General features: G+C 31.7%; 17 protein-coding genes and 1 riboswitch. Of the genes, 5 read left to right on the top strand and 12 right to left on the bottom strand.

The features are described 5' to 3' along the window. Nucleotides 1-11 precede the first annotated feature (11 nt). From SPD90_RS12155 to SPD90_RS12120, 8 genes are all read right to left on the bottom strand, one after another. A complete protein-coding gene (locus SPD90_RS12155) occupies nucleotides 12-2,849 on the bottom strand; it encodes a phosphoribosylformylglycinamidine synthase (protein ID WP_320925403.1) in 2,838 nt (945 codons plus the stop codon). A 54-nt stretch (nucleotides 2,850-2,903) separates the two neighbouring features. Next, on the bottom strand, nucleotides 2,904-4,154 hold the full coding sequence (gene purD, locus SPD90_RS12150; protein ID WP_320925402.1) for a phosphoribosylamine--glycine ligase: 1,251 nt from the start codon (nucleotides 4,152-4,154) through the stop codon (nucleotides 2,904-2,906). A gap of 32 nt (nucleotides 4,155-4,186) precedes the next feature. Next, on the bottom strand, nucleotides 4,187-4,780 hold the full coding sequence (gene purN, locus SPD90_RS12145; RefSeq protein WP_320925401.1) for a phosphoribosylglycinamide formyltransferase: 594 nt from the start codon (nucleotides 4,778-4,780) through the stop codon (nucleotides 4,187-4,189). Then, nucleotides 4,774-5,853: a phosphoribosylformylglycinamidine cyclo-ligase gene (gene purM, locus SPD90_RS12140; protein ID WP_320626662.1), complete on the bottom strand. Its 1,080-nt coding sequence runs from the start codon at nucleotides 5,851-5,853 to the stop codon at nucleotides 4,774-4,776. The genes purN and purM overlap by 7 nt, the downstream gene beginning before the upstream one ends. After that, a complete protein-coding gene (gene purF, locus SPD90_RS12135; protein WP_320627263.1) occupies nucleotides 5,854-7,221 on the bottom strand; it encodes an amidophosphoribosyltransferase in 1,368 nt (455 codons plus the stop codon). A 25-nt stretch (nucleotides 7,222-7,246) separates the two neighbouring features. Then, nucleotides 7,247-7,942, bottom strand: a complete 696-nt coding sequence (gene purC / locus SPD90_RS12130; protein ID WP_320627262.1) for a phosphoribosylaminoimidazolesuccinocarboxamide synthase — start codon at nucleotides 7,940-7,942, stop codon at nucleotides 7,247-7,249. Nucleotides 7,943-8,020: 78 nt separating this feature from the next. Further along, nucleotides 8,021-8,497 carry a 5-(carboxyamino)imidazole ribonucleotide mutase gene (purE, locus tag SPD90_RS12125; RefSeq protein WP_320627261.1) on the bottom strand — a complete coding sequence of 159 codons (477 nt, stop codon included), beginning with the start codon at nucleotides 8,495-8,497 and terminating at the stop codon, nucleotides 8,021-8,023. A gap of 416 nt (nucleotides 8,498-8,913) precedes the next feature. Then, nucleotides 8,914-10,257, bottom strand: a complete 1,344-nt coding sequence (locus SPD90_RS12120; protein ID WP_320925400.1) for an NCS2 family permease — start codon at nucleotides 10,255-10,257, stop codon at nucleotides 8,914-8,916. Between the two features lie 311 nt (nucleotides 10,258-10,568). Further along, nucleotides 10,569-10,766: riboswitch (cobalamin riboswitch) on the bottom strand. Between the two features lie 176 nt (nucleotides 10,767-10,942). Between SPD90_RS12120 and glgB the strand changes: the two genes are divergently transcribed. Then, a complete protein-coding gene (gene glgB, locus SPD90_RS12115; RefSeq protein ID WP_320925399.1) occupies nucleotides 10,943-12,841 on the top strand; it encodes a 1,4-alpha-glucan branching protein GlgB in 1,899 nt (632 codons plus the stop codon). Between the two features lie 63 nt (nucleotides 12,842-12,904). On the opposite strand, the gene SPD90_RS12110 is transcribed toward glgB, so the two are convergent. The 3 genes from SPD90_RS12110 to SPD90_RS12100 form a co-directional block, all read right to left on the bottom strand. After that, nucleotides 12,905-13,237: a cupin domain-containing protein gene (locus tag SPD90_RS12110; RefSeq protein WP_320627258.1), complete on the bottom strand. Its 333-nt coding sequence runs from the start codon at nucleotides 13,235-13,237 to the stop codon at nucleotides 12,905-12,907. 63 nt (nucleotides 13,238-13,300) lie between these two features. Next, nucleotides 13,301-13,942 (bottom strand): DUF3267 domain-containing protein, encoded by a 642-nt coding sequence (locus SPD90_RS12105; RefSeq protein WP_320627257.1) that lies wholly within the window; start codon nucleotides 13,940-13,942, stop codon nucleotides 13,301-13,303. A 23-nt stretch (nucleotides 13,943-13,965) separates the two neighbouring features. Then, nucleotides 13,966-14,490: a nitroreductase family protein gene (locus SPD90_RS12100; RefSeq protein WP_320627256.1), complete on the bottom strand. Its 525-nt coding sequence runs from the start codon at nucleotides 14,488-14,490 to the stop codon at nucleotides 13,966-13,968. 130 nt (nucleotides 14,491-14,620) lie between these two features. Between SPD90_RS12100 and SPD90_RS12095 the strand changes: the two genes are divergently transcribed. From SPD90_RS12095 to speD, 4 genes are read left to right on the top strand one after another with little or no spacing between them, the layout of a single operon-like run. After that, nucleotides 14,621-15,334 carry a DUF4178 domain-containing protein gene (locus tag SPD90_RS12095; protein WP_320925398.1) on the top strand — a complete coding sequence of 238 codons (714 nt, stop codon included), beginning with the start codon at nucleotides 14,621-14,623 and terminating at the stop codon, nucleotides 15,332-15,334. A gap of 21 nt (nucleotides 15,335-15,355) precedes the next feature. Then, nucleotides 15,356-15,778 (top strand): DUF350 domain-containing protein, encoded by a 423-nt coding sequence (locus SPD90_RS12090; RefSeq protein WP_320925397.1) that lies wholly within the window; start codon nucleotides 15,356-15,358, stop codon nucleotides 15,776-15,778. A 3-nt stretch (nucleotides 15,779-15,781) separates the two neighbouring features. Then, nucleotides 15,782-17,329, top strand: a complete 1,548-nt coding sequence (locus SPD90_RS12085) for a polyamine aminopropyltransferase (RefSeq protein ID WP_320925396.1) — start codon at nucleotides 15,782-15,784, stop codon at nucleotides 17,327-17,329. Nucleotides 17,330-17,335: 6 nt separating this feature from the next. Beyond that, a complete protein-coding gene (speD, locus tag SPD90_RS12080; RefSeq protein ID WP_320925395.1) occupies nucleotides 17,336-17,704 on the top strand; it encodes an adenosylmethionine decarboxylase in 369 nt (122 codons plus the stop codon). 59 nt (nucleotides 17,705-17,763) lie between these two features. On the opposite strand, the gene SPD90_RS12075 is transcribed toward speD, so the two are convergent. Next, a partial coding sequence (locus SPD90_RS12075; RefSeq protein WP_320925394.1) for a DUF4097 family beta strand repeat-containing protein occupies nucleotides 17,764-18,462 on the bottom strand: 699 nt, incomplete at its 5' end.

The raw sequence follows: 18,462 nt of genomic DNA, 5'->3' as shown, positions 1-18,462 counted from the left end.
TAGGATTTGAATTAGCAAACCTTGTATCCATCAACATCTATATATTGTCCTTCTATAGTTTTACCAGCAACCTTGTAATCTAAACCTTCTAATAATGCTAAATCAGCTTCTTCCATTTCAAGAGCTATGTTTCCATATGCTGGGTCGAATAATTTATCTTGATCAACATCCTTAGCTAATTCAAATCCTATCTTGTTACCAAATGCCATCTTAGCTATTGCTTCTCCAAGTCCACCATAACCTAAAGCATATGAAGCAAGAACCTTCTTAGCTTGAGTTAATTCTCTTACTTTATCTAAGTTTTTCTTTAATACATCGAAATCAGGTATTCCACTTTCTAATCTAGGAGTTCTGATAACTGCTAAAGTAGAACCAGCTTTTTTGAATTCTGGAGATACAACATATTCTGCATCTACTGTATCAACAGCAAATGAAACTAATGTTGGAGGTACATTTATATGTTCGAATGTACCAGACATACTGTCTTTACCACCTATTGCAGGTATTTCAAATTCTTTTTGTGCATAGTAAGCTCCAAGTAATGCAGCAAATGGTTTACCCCATTTAGTTGAGTCTTTACCTAATTTTTCAAAGTATTCTTGGAAAGTTAATCTAGCTTTCTTATAATCTCCACCAACTGCAACTAATTTACAGATTGATTCTACAACTGCATATAATGCACCGTGGAATGGACTCCATTTTCCTATTTTAGGATTGTATCCAAATGTCATTATTGATGAAGTTGTAGTTTTTCCACCAAGTACTGGTATTTTAGCAACCATACCTTGGATAGGAGTTCTTTGATATTTACCACCAAATGGAAGTAATACTGTATTAGATCCTATAGTGTTATCAAATTTTTCAACTAAACCTTTTTGAGAGCATACGTTTAAGTCTTTTAATACGCTATCAAATTTATCTGAAATAGTTTCGCCTTCTACTTTTAATTTTCCAGCGTTGAAGAAAGTATTTTCTTCGTCAACTTTAGCAACATGTACATCTGTTTGTTGTTTCTTACCATTTGTATCAAGGAAAGCTCTGTTTAAGTCAACTATAGTTTTTCCATTCCAGAACATTCTTAGATATCCTGTATCAGTAACTGTAGCAACGTGAGTTGCTTGTAAGTTTTCAAGTCCAGCAAGTTCTATAAATCTTTCTTTATTAGCAGCATCTATAGCACAAGCCATACGTTCTTGAGATTCTGATATAGCAAGTTCAGTACCGTCAAGTCCGTCGTATTTTTTAGGTACTAGGTCTAGGTTTATGTCTAAGCTTTCTGCGATTTCACCTATAGCAACTGAAACCCCACCAGCACCGAAGTCGTTACATCTTTTTATCATTTGTGCAACTTCTTTATTTCTGAAGAATCTTTGGATTTTTCTTTCGTTAGGTGCATCACCTTTTTGTACTTCAGCACCGCAAGTTTCTATTGATTCTTCGCTATGTTCTTTAGATGAACCAGTAGCTCCTCCACAACCATCTCTACCAGTTTTTCCACCTAATAGTATAATTATGTCGCCTTTTTCTGGTCTTTTTCTTATTACGTTTTCTTTTGGAACTGCTGCTATAACTGCACCGATTTCCATTCTCTTAGCTACGAAGTCTTCATCGTAAACTTCTGTAACTTGTCCAGTTGTTAAACCTATTTGGTTTCCATAAGAGCTGTATCCGTTAGCTGCTTCAGTAGTTATTTTCTTTTGCATTAATTTACCGTGTAATGTATCTTCTAGAGAAGTTCTAGGGTCTGCACTACCAGTAACACGCATTGCTTGGTATACATAACTTCTTCCTGAAAGTGGGTCTCTGATTGCTCCACCTAAGCAAGTAGCAGCTCCACCAAATGGTTCTATTTCTGTTGGGTGGTTGTGAGTTTCATTTTTGAACATTAATAGATATTTTTCTATTTTACCATCAACATTTACATCTATATTTACACTACAAGCATTTATTTCTTCACTTTCATCTAAATCTTGTAATTTGCCTGCTTTTTTAAGTTCCTTTACAGCTATAGTAGCCATATCCATTAGACACATATCTTTTTGTCTGTCTATGTAGATAGTATTTCTAGCTTCAACGTATTTTGAATAAGTTTCTTTGATTATTTCGTTGTATTTACCATCTTCTATGTCTACACCTTCTATTTGAGTCATGAATGTAGTGTGTCTACAGTGATCTGACCAATAAGTGTCTAGAACTTTTATTTCTGTTATAGTTGGATTTCTCTTTTCTTGGTTTTGGAAGTATTCTTGAACATATTTTAAGTCGTCTATTGTCATAGCTAGACCTTGTTCTTTTAAGAAAGCTTCTAAACCTGCCATATCTAAATCTATAAATCCATCTAGAGTTTGAACTTCTGTTGGTATTTCAGTTTCTAATTCTAGAGTTTCTGGTTTTTCTAAAGTTGCTTCTCTACTGTCAACTGGATTTATTACATATGCTTTTATTTTTGCAAATAATTCATCATCTATATCTCCTGATAAGATGTATAATTTTGCACTGTTTATGTTAGGTCTTTGACCTTCATTTATTATTTGAACACATTGAGCTGCCCAATCTGCTCTTTGGTCGTATTGACCTGGTAAATATTCAACTGCAAATACTCTTGCATCTTTGTCGTATTCAACTGTTTCTTTATATACAACATCTAGGTTTGGTTCTGAGAATATTGTTTTTGCAGCAGAATCACAAACTTCATCAGATAATCCTTCTATATCGTATCTATTTAATAATCTTAAATCGTCTATGCAATCTATGTGTAAGCTGTCTTTTAAATCTTTCATTAATGCTTTTGCTTCAAGATCGAATCCTTCTCTCTTTTCAACTAAAAGTCTTTTTACATTTGAACTCATATTATTCCTCCATTAAGAAATCTCTCATTTTCCCTTTTTATTTTTATTGAAAAGCTATTTCCATATGTCTGTTCTATAATGCATTCCTTCAAAATTTATTTTTTTGATATTTTCGTAAACTTTTTCGCCTGCTTCTTTTACAGTCTTAGCCTTAGTAGTTATACCGATTACTCTACCACCGTTAGTTACTATATTTCCATCTACTAATTTAGTACCACTGTGGAAAACTACTATATCATCGTCTAAATCATCAAGTCCTGTTATTACTTTTCCTTTTTCGTAGCTTTCAGGATATCCACCTGATGTAAGCATTACACATATTGCTTGTTCATCAGTATAAGTTATATCTATATCTTTTAATTTATTATCGATAACTGCTGATATTATTTTGTTTAAATCAGTTTCTAATCTGAATAAAACAGATTGAGTTTCAGGATCCCCAAATCTTACATTGTATTCAAGTACCTTAGGCCCATCTTCAGTTATCATTAATCCTACGAATAATATTCCCTTAAAGTCTAATCCATCTGCTTGGAATCCCTTTAAAGTTTTATCTAATACATTTTCTTTTATATCTTTTGCTAATTCATCAGTGTATATTTCACTTGGAGAGAAAGTTCCCATTCCACCAGTATTTAAACCAGTTTCTCCATTGTTTACTTTCTTGTGATCTTTTGCACTTACCATAGGAACTATTGTATCATGGTCTACAAAAGCTAGTATAGAAGTTTCAACTCCTTTTAGGAATTCTTCTATAACTATTTTATCTCCAGCTTGACCGAATTTTTTGTCAGTCATCATTTCTTTTAGAGTAGTTATAGCATCGTCTCTGTTTTCAGGTATTACAACACCTTTTCCTGCTGCTAATCCATCTGCTTTTATAACAACTGGATAACCGTAGTTGTCTATATCAGCTATAGCTTCATCTAGGTCAGTATACTCTTTATATTTAGCTGTTGGTAATCCATGTCTTATCATGAAATCTTTTGAAAATGCCTTGCTTCCTTCTAACTGAGCACATTTTTTATTTGGACCAAATACTTTTAAGCCTTCAGCTTCAAAAACATCTGTTATACCCATTACTAATGGTACCTCTGGTCCTACTACAGTTATATCTATTTCTTTTTCTTTTGCAAAATTTACTAATGCTTCTAAATCTGAATCAGCTATGTTTACACATTCTGCAACTTTAGCTATTCCAGGGTTTCCTGGAGCACAGTATATTTTTTCTACATCTTTTTCATTACTTAATTTCCAGCAGATAGCATGTTCTCTTCCACCGCCACCTACAACTAATATCTTCATATGTTCCCTCCTAGTTTTTCAGTGTCTTTTTATTAATCATTTACTTTAACTTTTCTACCTTCTACAGATATCTTTCCTTCGCAAAATAGTTTTACGCATTTAGGAAGAATTGTATGTTCTACTTCTAAAACTCTCTTAGCCAATGTTTTGGCGTCGTCATCATCCATTACCTTAACTGTATCTTGCATGATTATTGGACCTGCATCTGCTTCTTCGTTTACAAAGTGAACTGTAGCACCTGAAACCTTTGCACCGTAATCAATTACAGCTTGGTGAACTCTCTCTCCGTAGAATCCATCTCCACAGAAAGAAGGAATTAATGATGGATGTATGTTCATCATTTTATTTCTAAATTCACTTACGAATTTTGGACTGATTATCTTAAGATAACCAGCCAAAACTACTAAGTCTACATTTTCTTCTTTTAAAATTTTTATTACTTCATCTTCGTTTTTTTCAAAGACAGCTCTTATATTGTGTTTTTTAGCTCTTTCTAGACCAAAAGCATCTTCTTTATTAGAGATAACTACTTTTATATTTCCTTTTATTTCTCCTTTTTCACAGCCATCTATTATAGCTTGTAAATTAGAGCCTCCTCCAGAAACTAAAACGCCTATATTTAGCATAATTCAACACCTTCGTGACTGTCTACTACTTCACCAACTATGTATGCTTTATCTTTCATTAATTCAGCATATTTTTCATCTACATCTATTGGATCTGCTTCTCTGTTGTTTATGTAATCAACTAGAGCTGGTGCATCTTCCTTGTTTACGATAAATACAAGTCCGATACCCATGTTGAAACTCTTATGAAGTTCTCTTTTTTCTACTATATCAAAGCCTTCTATCATCTTGAATATTGGTGGTTTTTCCCAAGAATCAGTTTTTATATCTAATCCTAATCCTTTAGGTATAACTCTTGTTATGTTTTCTATAACTCCACCACCAGTGATATGAGCTATTGCTTTTATGTTGTGTTTTTCTAATAAATCTAAAACTAATTTTACGTATATTTTTGTTGGTGTTAATAAAGCTTCTCCAACTGTCATTCCTAATTCTTCAACGTATTGATTTAAATCGTATTTATAAGTATCTAAGAATATTTTTCTTATGAAAGAGAAACCATTACTGTGTATACCACTTGAAGAAACTCCAACTAATACGTCTCCTGCTTTTACATCTTTTCCTGATACTATTTTAGTTTTGTCAGCTATACCAACTGCAAATCCTGCTAAATCGTATTCGTCTTCAGCATACATTCCTGGCATTTCAGCAGTTTCACCACCGATTAATGCGCATCCAGACATTTTACATCCATTAGCAACACCTGCTACTATTTGATCTATATGTTCTGGAACTAATTTTCCTATTGCTATATAATCTAAGAATAATAATGGTTTAGCACCTTGGCATATTAAGTCATTAACGCTCATTGCAACTAAGTCTATACCAACTGTGTCGTGTTTATCCATCATTTGAGCTAATTTTAATTTAGTACCAACACCATCTGTTGCAGCAAGAAGTACTGGTTCTTCCATGCTCATAAAATCCTTTAAGCTATATAAACCACTGAAGTTTCCTAAATCACCTATAACATTTTTATCGTAAGTTTCTTTTATTTTTCCTTTTATTAGGCTTACGGCTCTATTTCCTTCATCTATATTTACGCCTGATTGCTCGTAAGTTAATTTTGCCATTTACTCTTCGTCCTCCTTGTCAATTTTCTTAACTGGATAATTTCCGTCGAAGCAAGCTTTACAGAATTTGAATTCATTGCCTTCTCCAACTGCACTCATCATTTTATCTATGTCTAAGAATTTTAATGAGTCACATCCTATATATTCTTTCATTTCTTCTATACTCTTTGTTGCAGCTATTAATTTAGAACGATTTGGAGTATCGATACCATAATAGCAAGAATATTTAACTGGAGGAGATGTTATTCTTAGATGTATTTCACTAGCTCCAGCATCTCTTAATGATTTTACTAATTGTTTTGAAGTAGTTCCTCTAACTATTGAGTCGTCTACAAGTATTATTGATTTTCCTTGTAATACTCTGCTTAGTGGATTTAATTTTATTTTTACTCCAAGCTCTCTTTCTTCTTGAGTAGGTTTTATAAATGTTCTACCTACATATCTATTTTTTACTAATGCTTCTGTTAATGGAAGACCACTAGCATTTGAATATCCTATAGCAGCTGCCCATCCTGAGTCTGGAACAGGAACTACCATATCTGCTTTTACATCGTCATCTTGAGATAATATTTCTCCTGATTTAACCCTGAATTCATATACATTTACTTTGTCTATAGTTGCATCATTTCTAGCAAAATAAACATGTTCAAATATACAGCTCTTCTTCATAGTTTTACATTTGTTACTGAAGTTATATGATTTTAATTCTCCGTCCTTAACTACTGCTATTTCTCCTGGTTCTAAGTCTCTTATAACTTTTCCACCAAGGATTTCTATTTCACAGTCTTCAGAAGCAAATATGTATTCATCGTCTTTTTTACCAAGTAATAGAGGTCTAAATCCATGAGGGTCTCTAACAGCAACTAACTCATCGTCAGTTAGTATAACTAATGAATAAGCACCTTTTATTTGGTCCATTGTTAATTTTAAAGCTTCTACTATATCTCCTGTATAATATCTAGCTAACATATATAGAATAACTTCTGTATCACTTTTACTGCTGAACATTATACCGTCTTCTTCTAGCATTTCTTTAAGATAATTAGCATTTACTAGGTTTCCATTGTGAACTAAACCTAAATTTCTTTTTCTTAAAGTACCAACTAAAGGTTGACAGTTATACATATGACTTCCACCTGCTGTTGAGTATCTAACATGGGCAATTCCCTTTGTTCCAGGAAGCTCTTCTAAGTCGTGTGTTTTAAATACATCACCAACTAATCCCATGTCTTTTTTGTAATTTATTTCTTTTCCATCGTGAACAGCCATACCACAGCTTTCTTGACCTCTATGTTGCATTGCATATAAGCCATAGTAAAGCTCTTTCGACACATTCTTATTTGAATAAATTCCTAATATACCACACATGTGACATTCCCCCTATAACTTAAATTTATTTACTCATTCTAGAAAGAACTTCTTCATAACCTTGAACAAGATCTCCTAAATCTCTTCTGAATCTATCTTTGTCTAATTTTTCATTAGTGTTAACATCCCATAATCTACAGCTATCTGGTGATATTTCATCTGCTAATATTATGTTTCCATCTGCATCTTTTCCGAATTCTATTTTGAAGTCAACTAATTTTAGGTCTAATTTTAAGAAAAATTCTTTCATTATTTCATTGATTTTTAAAGTTTGTTCTCTGATATAATCTATTTCTTCTTGAGTTGCTAATTTTAATGCTACGGCATGATCATCATTCATAAGTGGGTCCCCAAATTCGTCATTTTTGTATGACATTTCAAATATTGGTTTGTCTAATACGATTCCTTCTTCTACTCCGTATCTCTTACAGAAAGAACCTGCTGTTATATTTCTTACTATAACTTCTAATGGTAATATTGTTACTTTTTTTACTAATTGTTCTCTATCTGATAAAGTTTTTATTAAGTGAGTTTTTATTCCTTGTTTTTCTAATTCGTTAAATATTATTGTACATATTTTATTGTTTAATATACCTTTTGATGCAATTGATGCTTTCTTTTCTCCATTGAATGCAGTTGCATCATCTTTATAATAAACTATAAGTTCATTTTCATTATCAGTACTGTAAATTTGTTTTGCTTTTCCTTCATATAATAACATTTTAGTTCCTCCTAATATTTTACTATTCTCTTACCTCAATATTTTTTATATTATACTTTTTATATTACTTTACAATTATTATTCATTTATGCTTTTATCATCATCTAATACTTTTTGAGCCATTTCTTGTCTATATGCTTTTAAGTCTTCTTTTAATTTAGGATATTTGATACTCATTATTTGCATTGCCATTAATGCTGCATTTAATCCTGAATCTATAGTTACTGTAGCAACTGGTATTCCTTTTGGCATTTGAACCATAGATAATAATGAATCCATACCGTCCATAGTAGATGATTTGATTGGTAGTCCAACTACTGGTATTAATGTAGATGCTGCTATAACACCTGGTAAGTGAGCTGCCTTTCCTGCTGCTGCTATTATTACATCAGCTTCCTCATCGATTGATTCTATAAAAGAAACTAGTTCTTTTGGTGTTCTATGAGCTGATAATATTCTCACAACAACTTCTATTCCATATTTTCTTAAAAAGTTTATACCTTCTTCTAATTTAGGATAATCTGATTTAGATCCCATTACGATTGCAACCTTCATACATAGCCTCCTTCATTAATAATATATTTACATAAACTTTAATTTTACCTTAAATTAAAAAGTTTTCATCGATTTTTTATTTAAATAAAGTGTTTTAAAGTTCGCTGTTTTTTTCATTTTAGCGAACTATACATTTGTATTTTATATTAATATTCATGTTTTATCAATACATATTTTCATAAAACGAAATTTTTATTTCTTTTTTTATTTTTTTTACTATTATTTCCTACACAATTTCCGAACCAAATGATTTATAATAAAATTATTTTACGCAATGGGGATTATATATAATATTTTACCTTTTTTTTACTATATTGTGGCGATATTTTAAAAACTTTTTTTAAATTTAAAAAATTAAAAATGCCGTTGTATAAACTCAAATTAAATTTATACAACAGCATCTATCATATAATGAATTATTTTAAAAATACAAATCTACATATAAATATTATTGTTAAAACTATTAACGAAATATTTACTTCTTCCTTTTTATTTGTAACTAATTTTAATAGAGTATAAGATACTACACCAAATATTATTCCGTCTGCAACACTGTTAGTAAGTGGCATTAATATAAAAGTTAAAAATGCAGGAATAGCATTTGTATAATCCTCAAAATCTATTTCCTTAAAGCAACCTGCCATCATAACACCAACTACTATAAGAGCTGCGCCTGTAGCTTGTGACGGAATTGCTATAAATAATGGAGCTAGGAATAAAGATAGAATAAATAATATTGCAACTGTAAAGGCTGTAAGTCCTGTTTTTCCACCTTCACTTATACCAGCTGAGCTTTCCATATAACAAGTAACAGTTGATGTTCCAAGCATAGCTCCTACTGTAGTTCCTATTGCATCAGCAAGCATTGCTTGTTTTGCCTTAGGTATTTTTCCTTCTTCATCGATTAAATTTCCTTTAGATGCAATTCCTACTAAAAATCCAACTGTATCAAATAAATCCATAAATAAGAAAGTAAATACAACTATTACCATATCTAAACTAAATATTTGATTCATTGGTACCGAAAAAGCCTGCATAAAAGTTGGTTTTAATGATGGAATATTAAGTGAAAATACTTGTGTAGGTAGAGCTACTATTCCAGTAACCATACCTATTGCTGATGTCAATAATATAGATATAAGTAAAGCACCCTTTATATTTCTACATACTAAAATCGCTGCTATAACTAATCCAGCAACTGTCAACACTACAAGTGGATCATGCATACTTCCAAGTGATAATGTCCCTGTTTGCATACTTATAAGTCCTGCATTACTCATTCCTATTGCAGCTATAAATAATCCAACTCCAGCTGTAACTGCATTTTTTAAAACATTCGGAATACAGTTTATTATTTGCTCTCTTAAATTTGTGATAGTTAAAATTATAAATAAAATACCTTCTATAAATACTCCTAATAATGCCATTTGCCAAGAATATCCCATTTGTAAAACTACTGTATATGCAAAGAATGCGTTAAGTCCCATACCTGGCGCTAATGCTATTGGATAGTTTGATAAAAATGCCATAACTAAAGTTGATAAAGCTGCTGACAATGCAGTTGCTACAAATACTGCACCAGCATCCATTCCTGCTTGTGATAGCATGTTTGAGTTTACTGCTAATATGTACGCCATTGTCATAAATGTCGTAATACCTGCGATTAATTCTGTTTTTACGTTTGTGTCGTGTTCGCTTAGCTTAAACATTTTTTCAAGTAAACTATTTTGGTTTGTTTTTTTGTTTTGTGTCGCTTGCATAATTTTGCCTCCATCTTTTATAAATTTAATTAATTGAAAATTAGAATAAATGTATATAAAAATGAACTTTATGCAAATAGATTTGCTTTGAGGAGAGTTAAAACATAAATAGCCTAATAAAATAAATATTAAACCAAATAAAAAGTGCCTACTTCAAACAAAGTAGACACCGCTAATATCTTATTCAAATCAAAGTACAATCTTACTCTTTTATCTAAAAATCTACCTTAAATAAATTTCTAAAGCCTAAAAAAGTATAGACTAATCCCTTGATTATCATGATATATAGGTGGCGCTCTCGCGGAAGCTCTCCTAGTAACTAATATTAAGCAGGCTTCCTGGCTTACAGATCAACGCGTTACTTCCCTTCTCACATACAAATGGCATGCAATGGATATATTAAGTATTGCTCCCTAGATTACAGTGACCGGATCGCTTAGGATTCTAACCTAATTTCCTTTTATTCAAACTTCCTGAGAAATTTGACCACTTAATATCATAATAATATTCATTTTTATGACAAAATCGTAGCACATTTTATTTTTGTTTGTCAACTGATATTGTATTTTTTTTAACATACATTTTTAATATTGTTATATACGTATAGTATTATATATAATTAATGTATAATTATTTTTTAATACATATTAAACCATCTAAATATATATGAAAGGAAAATATACATATGAAGGACATGCACGATTTTTATTGCGGAACTATGTTTGATGCATATGAGTTTTTTGGAGCCCATATCCACGAGGAAAACGATATTAAGGGCGTTATTTTCAGAGTTTATGCTCCTAACGCAAAAAAAGTACAGGTTATAAGCGATTTTAATAATTGGAATGGAAACAATGCAGAAATGGAACAAATAGGAAAAAGTGGAATTTTTACTTATTTTTCCGAAGATGCTGAAATAGGAATGTATTATAAATATTTAATTTTTGATAAGTACGGTAATTGTACAGAGAAAACCGATCCATATGCATTTTTTATGGAACTTAGACCTCATAACGCTTCTCGAATTGTCGACTTAAATACTTATGAATTCAGTGATAAAGAATGGATTACAAACAGAACTAAAAATTTTGATAAGCCTCTAAATATATATGAACTCCATTTTGGTTCTTGGAAGCATAAAAATTTAACCAAATTTGGGCATGACTCAAAACAAGAATCAAACAGTGACCCTGACTCAAAAATAGATATTTCAGAAAAATGGTTTAATTACATGGAAATAGGACCAGAGCTTATAAAATACGTAAAAGAAAATAACTACACTCATATAGAAATACTACCTCTATGCGAGCATCCTTCTGATTGCTCTTGGGGATATCAGGTTACTGGATTTTTTAGTCCTACTGCTAGATACGGTAAGCCAGCTGATTTGATGGAGTTTATAGATTTATGTCATAGGGAAAATATCGGTGTAATAATGGACTTTGTTCCTGTTCATTTTGCACTTGATCCATATGGACTTGGAAAATTCGATGGAGAAGCTCTTTACGAATATCCAAGCGACGACACAGGATATACAGAATGGGGATCTCATAGCTTTAACTACTATAGAGGTGAAGTAAGAAGCTTCCTTCAATCCGTAGCGAACTTTTGGATTGAAGTATATCATATAGATGGAATTCGCATGGATGCTATAAGCAACCTTATATATTGGAAGGGCGATTCTAACCGCGGCATAAACGAAGGCGGCGTTGAATTTATAAAAAATATGAATTCTACTCTAAACAAGCTTCACAACAATGTCATGCTAATAGCCGAAGATTCTTCTGATTATCCTAAAGTAACTAGTGCTGTTGAAGATGGCGGCCTTGGATTTGACTACAAATGGGATATGGGCTGGATGAACGATACACTTGATTATTTTGAAATAAAGCCTTGGAAGAGAGGCGATTTTTACAATAAGATAACCTTCTCTATGATGTATTTTTACAATGAAAAATTCCTTCTTCCTTTTTCACACGATGAAGTTGTTCACGGTAAAAAAACTATCATAGACAAAATGTGGGGCACTTATAAAGATAAATTCGACCAAGCTAAAGTGCTTTATACCTACATGTTTACTCATCCTGGTAAAAAACTGAACTTCATGGGAAACGAACTAGGACATTTTAGAGAATGGGATGAAAAAAAGGAACTCGATTGGATGCTATTAAATTATCCTGCACACGATTCCTTTAAAAAATTTATATCTGAGCTAAATAAATTGTATTTAAATTCACCTGTTCTTTATAAAAACGAATACTCACGCGAAAACTTTGAATGGCTACAAGCTGACGATTCAGAAAAATGTGTATATGTATATCAAAGAAAGTCAAAGGAGGAAACACTTGTAATTTTCTTAAATACTTTCTGCTGTGATTATAAAGATTATGAAGTAAAATTTGATAAACCAGTTATATTAGAAGAAATTTTAAATACTGACTGGGAAAAATACGGTGGGCACACTAAATACTCTAATGAAACTGTGAAGTCTACAAAAATCGAAGCTCCTAAAGATGAAAAAGAAAGCTTCAAAGCATCAGTTTCTCTACCTGCCTTTACTGCAAAAGTTTATAGAGTTTTATAATTTATACAATAAAATGGAGGTCTTTATCTGGCCTCCATTTTAATCGATTATTTCTATTTTAAATTAATTATGTTCTGGTATAACAGCACAGAAAGTTAATTCAGCATCACTATCATTTATTAATGTATGAGAATGACCTTGTGGACAATAATGACAGATTCCAGCTGATACTCTTTCTTCTACTCCATCGTATATTACTTTTCCTGTTCCTGATTTGAAGAATATTATTTCGCTATTAGTTTCATGAGTATGTAATCCTATAGATGCACCTGGTAATAATTTACCACTTATTATTTTATTGTTTTCATCTACATTCATTTTTGCATGGAATTCTTTTTCTCCACCTTTGAAATTTGGTATTGCTTTTTCTTCAATTTTATTAAAATCGATTATCATTTTATTACCTCCCTAATATCCCCTTACACATTTATTAGTGTTCTAAAAATATTATAATACAATTTATCGTTCAAATACAACAAGTCCACATTCATAAGGATGATCCATATATAATACATCTTGTTTTTGGCTACGGTACATAAGTAATTTTAACACTATAGTCATATCTCCACCACCCGATAAAATCATAATACAACCTATTACAAATACAAGCCAAGAACTACTAAAAATAGCTACTACAGCTGGTATTATCCCTAAAAGTACAGTAGGCATAATTCCTCCGATTATATACTGACCTTTTGTCAAAACCTCTTTACAACAGCAATACGGTGTTAGATATTGTACCATAAACCCAAATTCTATAGATTTTAAGTGATTCTTTGCAAAAATCGCCCAAAATGCACCGTGGATTAATTCATGTACAACAATTAAAACTAAAAGAGCTATTAGAAATATTATGCTTTCTTTCATTGTAAATATGAAACTCATATAATAACTTTTCATATTATAATATTTAAAAAACAATATTCCCAATACTATAATTATTGGCAATCCTAAAACAAATGCCATGACATTTGCATATACCACACCTATGGTTAAATCTTTTTCGGCATATCCAGCATCAATTAGTTTTTTCTTTTCTTCTTCATATATTTTCTTTCTCTTTTCCTCTGCCTTGGTTAATTTTCTATCCTTTTTCCCCATATTGCCCTCCAAAGTAAATTCTATTAATATTTTTCTCTATGTATTTTATCCATAGGTAATTCTTCTATATTATGTGGTTCTGGGTGTTTACTCGCAATTCCGAGAGATAAAATCGCCTCAAGCTTATATCCCTTTGGAAATTGTAAAAGATCTCTCAAATACTCCTCTGTCGTTCTTCCATCTATTGCTTCCCTCAAGCGTCCTTGAATCCAACAGCTTCCAACGCCTAGACTATCTGCCATCAAATGCATATTTGACATGGCAATTGAGCAATCCTCTGTCCATACATCTGTTTTTTCTGGATCTGCAATTACGACAATTGCTGTGTCGGCACCTTCTAGCATTTTCGCTGCACCTACTCTACACTCTGACATCTTTTTTAATGTTTCTTTGTTGCGTACCACTATAAATTCCCATGGACGTCTGGCACGCCCTGAAGCAGATAGTAATCCTGCTTGTAGTATTTTTTCTAATTTTTCTTCTGGTATAGCTTCTTCTGTGTATTGTCTTACACTACGTCTATTTTTCATTATTTCAATTAATTCCATTTTTCTCTCCTTTATATAATATATTTTTAACTAATTGTATTAATACTATAATACAATTATATTATACATAATTTTTATTTGTCAACTATATGATATAATTGAAATATATACTAGAAAGGAGGGATATCCTATGAATGAAATCAATTTAAACAGTGAAGTTGCAATTCTCGGCGAAAGATTTAAATGTACAGAAATTGTAAAATACACTTACACAGAAAGCTCCTATACAGAGTACACACTTAAATCTTTAACCGATAACAAAGTAAAATGGCTAGAAATCGAAGATGAAGAAGCTTATCTTTATGAAGGTATCGATCAAAAAAAATTCGATACTTTTAAAGCCCAATTTTCCTTTGGTAAAACATATTCCGGTATATCAAAGGTCAAATCATTTTCAGGAAATGCCGATGTAGATTTAGGGGAAGTGGTGAGCTTTGTTGAGTTTTACTCAAGTGATGAGGAGAACGTTGTAAGCATGGAAACATGGGAAAATGGCGAAATCGAATACAGCTTAGGAAAATGCGTAAATATAAACAATATAAGCGTGTATGAATCTTACAACAAGCCTGATTCTACTCACTCTAAAAAACGCCCACTTCCAATAATAGCTCTAGTGGCATGCATCGCCATAGCTTCAGTTATTATGGTAAGTTGTTTTAACACAAGAAAAAACTGCGGACAATCCAACTGCAGTCCGTCAAACCCAGCATGGTGTTGTACAAATACTACTAAGTGTCGTGTAACCCATGATGATTGTAATTCTATAAAAAAATCTAAATCCATAAGAAGCGGAAGCTCTGGATTTAGAAGATTTTCAGGCGGTGGACTTAGTTTTGGAAAATAAGATAATATAGAGGAGGAACTTATGTTTGAAATAATTATTATATTAATATATTTAGCTCTTGGTATAGGGCTTATGATAGTAGGTAGCATGTTAGTAGATTTAGTGGTTCCTGGATATTTTCCAGAGGAAATCAAAAAAGGAAACAATGCAGTAGGCTTAATTATGGCGTCAATTTCAATAAGTGTAGGGATTATATTTAAAGCCTCAGTTGCATCACCTGCTACAGAGGCAGCTGAACTTACACTAATCCAAGATATAGGTGTCGTAGGTTTATACTATATATTAGGAATATTATCGCTTATGGCTGGATATAAAATAACTTCTTTATTTAATAGAAAATACGATTTAGGTAACGAGGTATTAAAAGGCAATACTGCTGCAGGATTAGTTATTGCTGGATTATTTATAGGTATAGCCATTATAATAAGTGGAGTTATAGTTTAGGATATGGAAGAAAAAAATTTTAATTACAAAATTTTGATGCTGACGACCTTAATTATTTCTGGTTGCTCGATAATATACGAGGTACTGATCAGCGCAATAAGCTCGTATTTAATCGGCGATAGTATTAAGCAATTTTCTATTACAATAGGACTTTATATGTTTGCAATGGGCATGGGCTCTTATATCTCTAAGTATATAAAGGATAAATTATTTGATTGGCTGATTAGAGTTGAATTATCAGTCGGTATATTCGGTGGATTGTCATCTGTAATTTTATTTTCCGCCAACGCATATTTGAGCTCGTATACTATAGTTATGCTGTTTTTAATCGTGATTATCGGTATATTGGTAGGTCTTGAAATTCCTCTGTTGACCAGAATAATGGAGGAAAATAAAAGCAATTTAAGCGTTACTCTATCGAATATTTTCAGCTTCGACTATATAGGTGGACTTGTTGGATCTATAGTATTTCCTTTACTATTACTTCCTCAGCTGGGGTATTTTACTACTTCATTTTTAGTTGGAAGCGTCAATATTTTAGTAGCTATATTAATATTATTGTCGTACAAGGAGTATATATTCAACTATGAAAAATTCAAATATATAATGGCAGTTTTCTTGACTATAATGGTTCTCGGCACGTTTTTCTCAGAAGATTTATCAAAAACTATCGAGGATAAAATGTACAGAGACAAGGTAATATACTCAAAACAAACTGAATACCAAAGAATTGTCATGACAAAATACAAAGACGACGTCAGATTATTTTTAGATGGAAATATTCAATTTGGTTCTAGAGATGAATATAGATACCACGAGGCTTTAGTTCATATACCAATTTCACTAGCCAAAAACAAAGAAAATATACTTATCCTCGGCGGTGGAGATGGACTTGCCGCAAGAGAAGTACTAAAATACGATGAGGTTAAAAATATCACTCTAGTGGATTTAGATAAAGATATGGTCGAGCTCTGCAAAACTAACAATCACATAGTAGCTTTAAACGAAGGCTCTTTAAGCAATAAAAAGCTCCATGTAATCAACAACGATGCTTTTAAATATCTAGAAAATTCGAGCAAGCTCTACGATGTGATTATAGTAGACTTGCCTGATCCAAACAACGAAACCTTGAATAAATTATATACAAACCTATTTTACAGATTGTGCTATAGGAATTTAAATGAGGATGGAGCTATGGTCGTACAGTCTACAAGTCCGTATTCAGCACCTAAGGCTTTTTGGTGTATCGAAAAAACTATAGAATCTGAGGGATTTGATGTGTACCCATATCATCTACAGGTTCCCTCTTTTGGAGACTGGGGATTTAATTTGGCTATAAAATCGAGCTCAAATGATACTAAAAAAGAAAACATCTATGAATCAATAGATTTCGGCAACATAGAACTAAAATATCTAAATGAAGATGTCTTGCCTGGGATGTTTTCATTTTCAGAGGATGAAAAGGCAGATACATCTGAATTAGACGTAAATTCTCTATCTAATCCTAAATTAATAGAGTATTATCAAAAAGCAGTAGAGGAATGGGATTGATACAAAATGAGTAGTGAAGCATTAGGAAGACATATATTAGTTGAATATTACGATTGCAACGAAGACATATTAAAAGATGTAGACAAAATAGAACAATCAATGATAAAAGCCGCCAAAAAATCAAATGCAACTATAATTGAGTCGGTATTTCACCAGTTTAACCCTTGGGGAGTAAGTGGTGCGGTTATAATATCCGAATCTCATCTGACCATACATACTTGGCCAGAATACAGTTATGCCGCAGTCGATTTCTTCACATGTGGAGATATTGATTGCGATGCCGGTATTGATTTATTAAAAAAACTCTTAGAATCTAAGAACTATGAAGTTAAAAAACTTCTTAGAGGACAATTTAAATCTAAGATTTCAGATTAAATATATAAAGGCTGAACACAAAATTATTTTGCTTCAGCCTTTACTTTATATTCAAATTTTTATTTATATTGTAAATCTATATCTCCAATATCACTCTTTACATCGATAGTATATGAAGGATTTGTTCCATATTCGCCGTAAAAATCATCGCCATCCTTTGAAACCTTATCAAAATCTATATCTACATCTTCAGGCTGTTCATCTGATTTAAATTTAAATGCTAAATCCCTAGAAATTTCCAATTTGACACTACCTATATTAGAAACTATATCTATATCGTCTTTTATGCCATCTATCCCACACTTTATATCACCTATGTCAGATTCAATAACTCCACCGCCGTCAATACTATAGATTTTAATATCTCCAGTATCGTTTTTTATTTCATATGAATCACATTTTATAGGCTTATTAAGTTTAATATCACCAACATCACTTTTAACTGTTAAATCCTTTAAATCTAATTCTTTATCAAATACAGTATCCCCTACATCTGTGCTTACATAAATATTTTGATTATATGATTTAGGTATTTGAAGCTCTATTTTCATAGATGTATTATTTAAAAAATGAACCTTATTTTTATTTACACTTTTTATATCCAAAGCATCTGATTTTTGATCTACATCTAAATATTTTTTAGCTTTAATATCCTTATTAGCTTTAAATATAACATAAATATTGTCATCCTTACTTTCAGTTAATTCTACTTCGCCTAAACTCATATCTACAGATATATTTTTTAAGTTTTTTGTATC

Source organism: Intestinibacter sp., from assembly GCF_034113885.1.
GTDB lineage: Bacteria > Bacillota > Clostridia > Peptostreptococcales > Peptostreptococcaceae > Intestinibacter.
The sequence above is the reverse complement of the archived record's forward strand: the minus strand, read 5'-3'. Positions and strand labels throughout refer to the sequence as shown.

What these genes read in the sequence shown, in the direction of transcription:
- SPD90_RS12155 (WP_320925403.1), bottom strand. Translation starts at nt 2,849, where the DNA reads ATGAGTTCAAATGTAAAAAGACTTTTAGTTGAAAAGAGAGAAGGATTC.
- purD (WP_320925402.1), bottom strand. Translation starts at nt 4,154, where the DNA reads ATGAAGATATTAGTTGTAGGTGGCGGTGGAAGAGAACATGCTATCTGC.
- purN (WP_320925401.1), bottom strand. Translation starts at nt 4,780, where the DNA reads ATGCTAAATATAGGCGTTTTAGTTTCTGGAGGAGGCTCTAATTTACAA.
- purM (WP_320626662.1), bottom strand. Translation starts at nt 5,853, where the DNA reads ATGGCAAAATTAACTTACGAGCAATCAGGCGTAAATATAGATGAAGGA.
- purF (WP_320627263.1), bottom strand. Translation starts at nt 7,221, where the DNA reads ATGTGTGGTATATTAGGAATTTATTCAAATAAGAATGTGTCGAAAGAG.
- purC (WP_320627262.1), bottom strand. Translation starts at nt 7,942, where the DNA reads ATGTTATTATATGAAGGAAAAGCAAAACAAATTTACAGTACTGATAAT.
- purE (WP_320627261.1), bottom strand. Translation starts at nt 8,497, where the DNA reads ATGAAGGTTGCAATCGTAATGGGATCTAAATCAGATTATCCTAAATTA.
- SPD90_RS12120 (WP_320925400.1), bottom strand. Translation starts at nt 10,257, where the DNA reads ATGCAAGCGACACAAAACAAAAAAACAAACCAAAATAGTTTACTTGAA.
- glgB (WP_320925399.1), top strand. Translation starts at nt 10,943, where the DNA reads ATGAAGGACATGCACGATTTTTATTGCGGAACTATGTTTGATGCATAT.
- SPD90_RS12110 (WP_320627258.1), bottom strand. Translation starts at nt 13,237, where the DNA reads ATGATAATCGATTTTAATAAAATTGAAGAAAAAGCAATACCAAATTTC.
- SPD90_RS12105 (WP_320627257.1), bottom strand. Translation starts at nt 13,942, where the DNA reads ATGGGGAAAAAGGATAGAAAATTAACCAAGGCAGAGGAAAAGAGAAAG.
- SPD90_RS12100 (WP_320627256.1), bottom strand. Translation starts at nt 14,490, where the DNA reads ATGGAATTAATTGAAATAATGAAAAATAGACGTAGTGTAAGACAATAC.
- SPD90_RS12095 (WP_320925398.1), top strand. Translation starts at nt 14,621, where the DNA reads ATGAATGAAATCAATTTAAACAGTGAAGTTGCAATTCTCGGCGAAAGA.
- SPD90_RS12090 (WP_320925397.1), top strand. Translation starts at nt 15,356, where the DNA reads ATGTTTGAAATAATTATTATATTAATATATTTAGCTCTTGGTATAGGG.
- SPD90_RS12085 (WP_320925396.1), top strand. Translation starts at nt 15,782, where the DNA reads ATGGAAGAAAAAAATTTTAATTACAAAATTTTGATGCTGACGACCTTA.
- speD (WP_320925395.1), top strand. Translation starts at nt 17,336, where the DNA reads ATGAGTAGTGAAGCATTAGGAAGACATATATTAGTTGAATATTACGAT.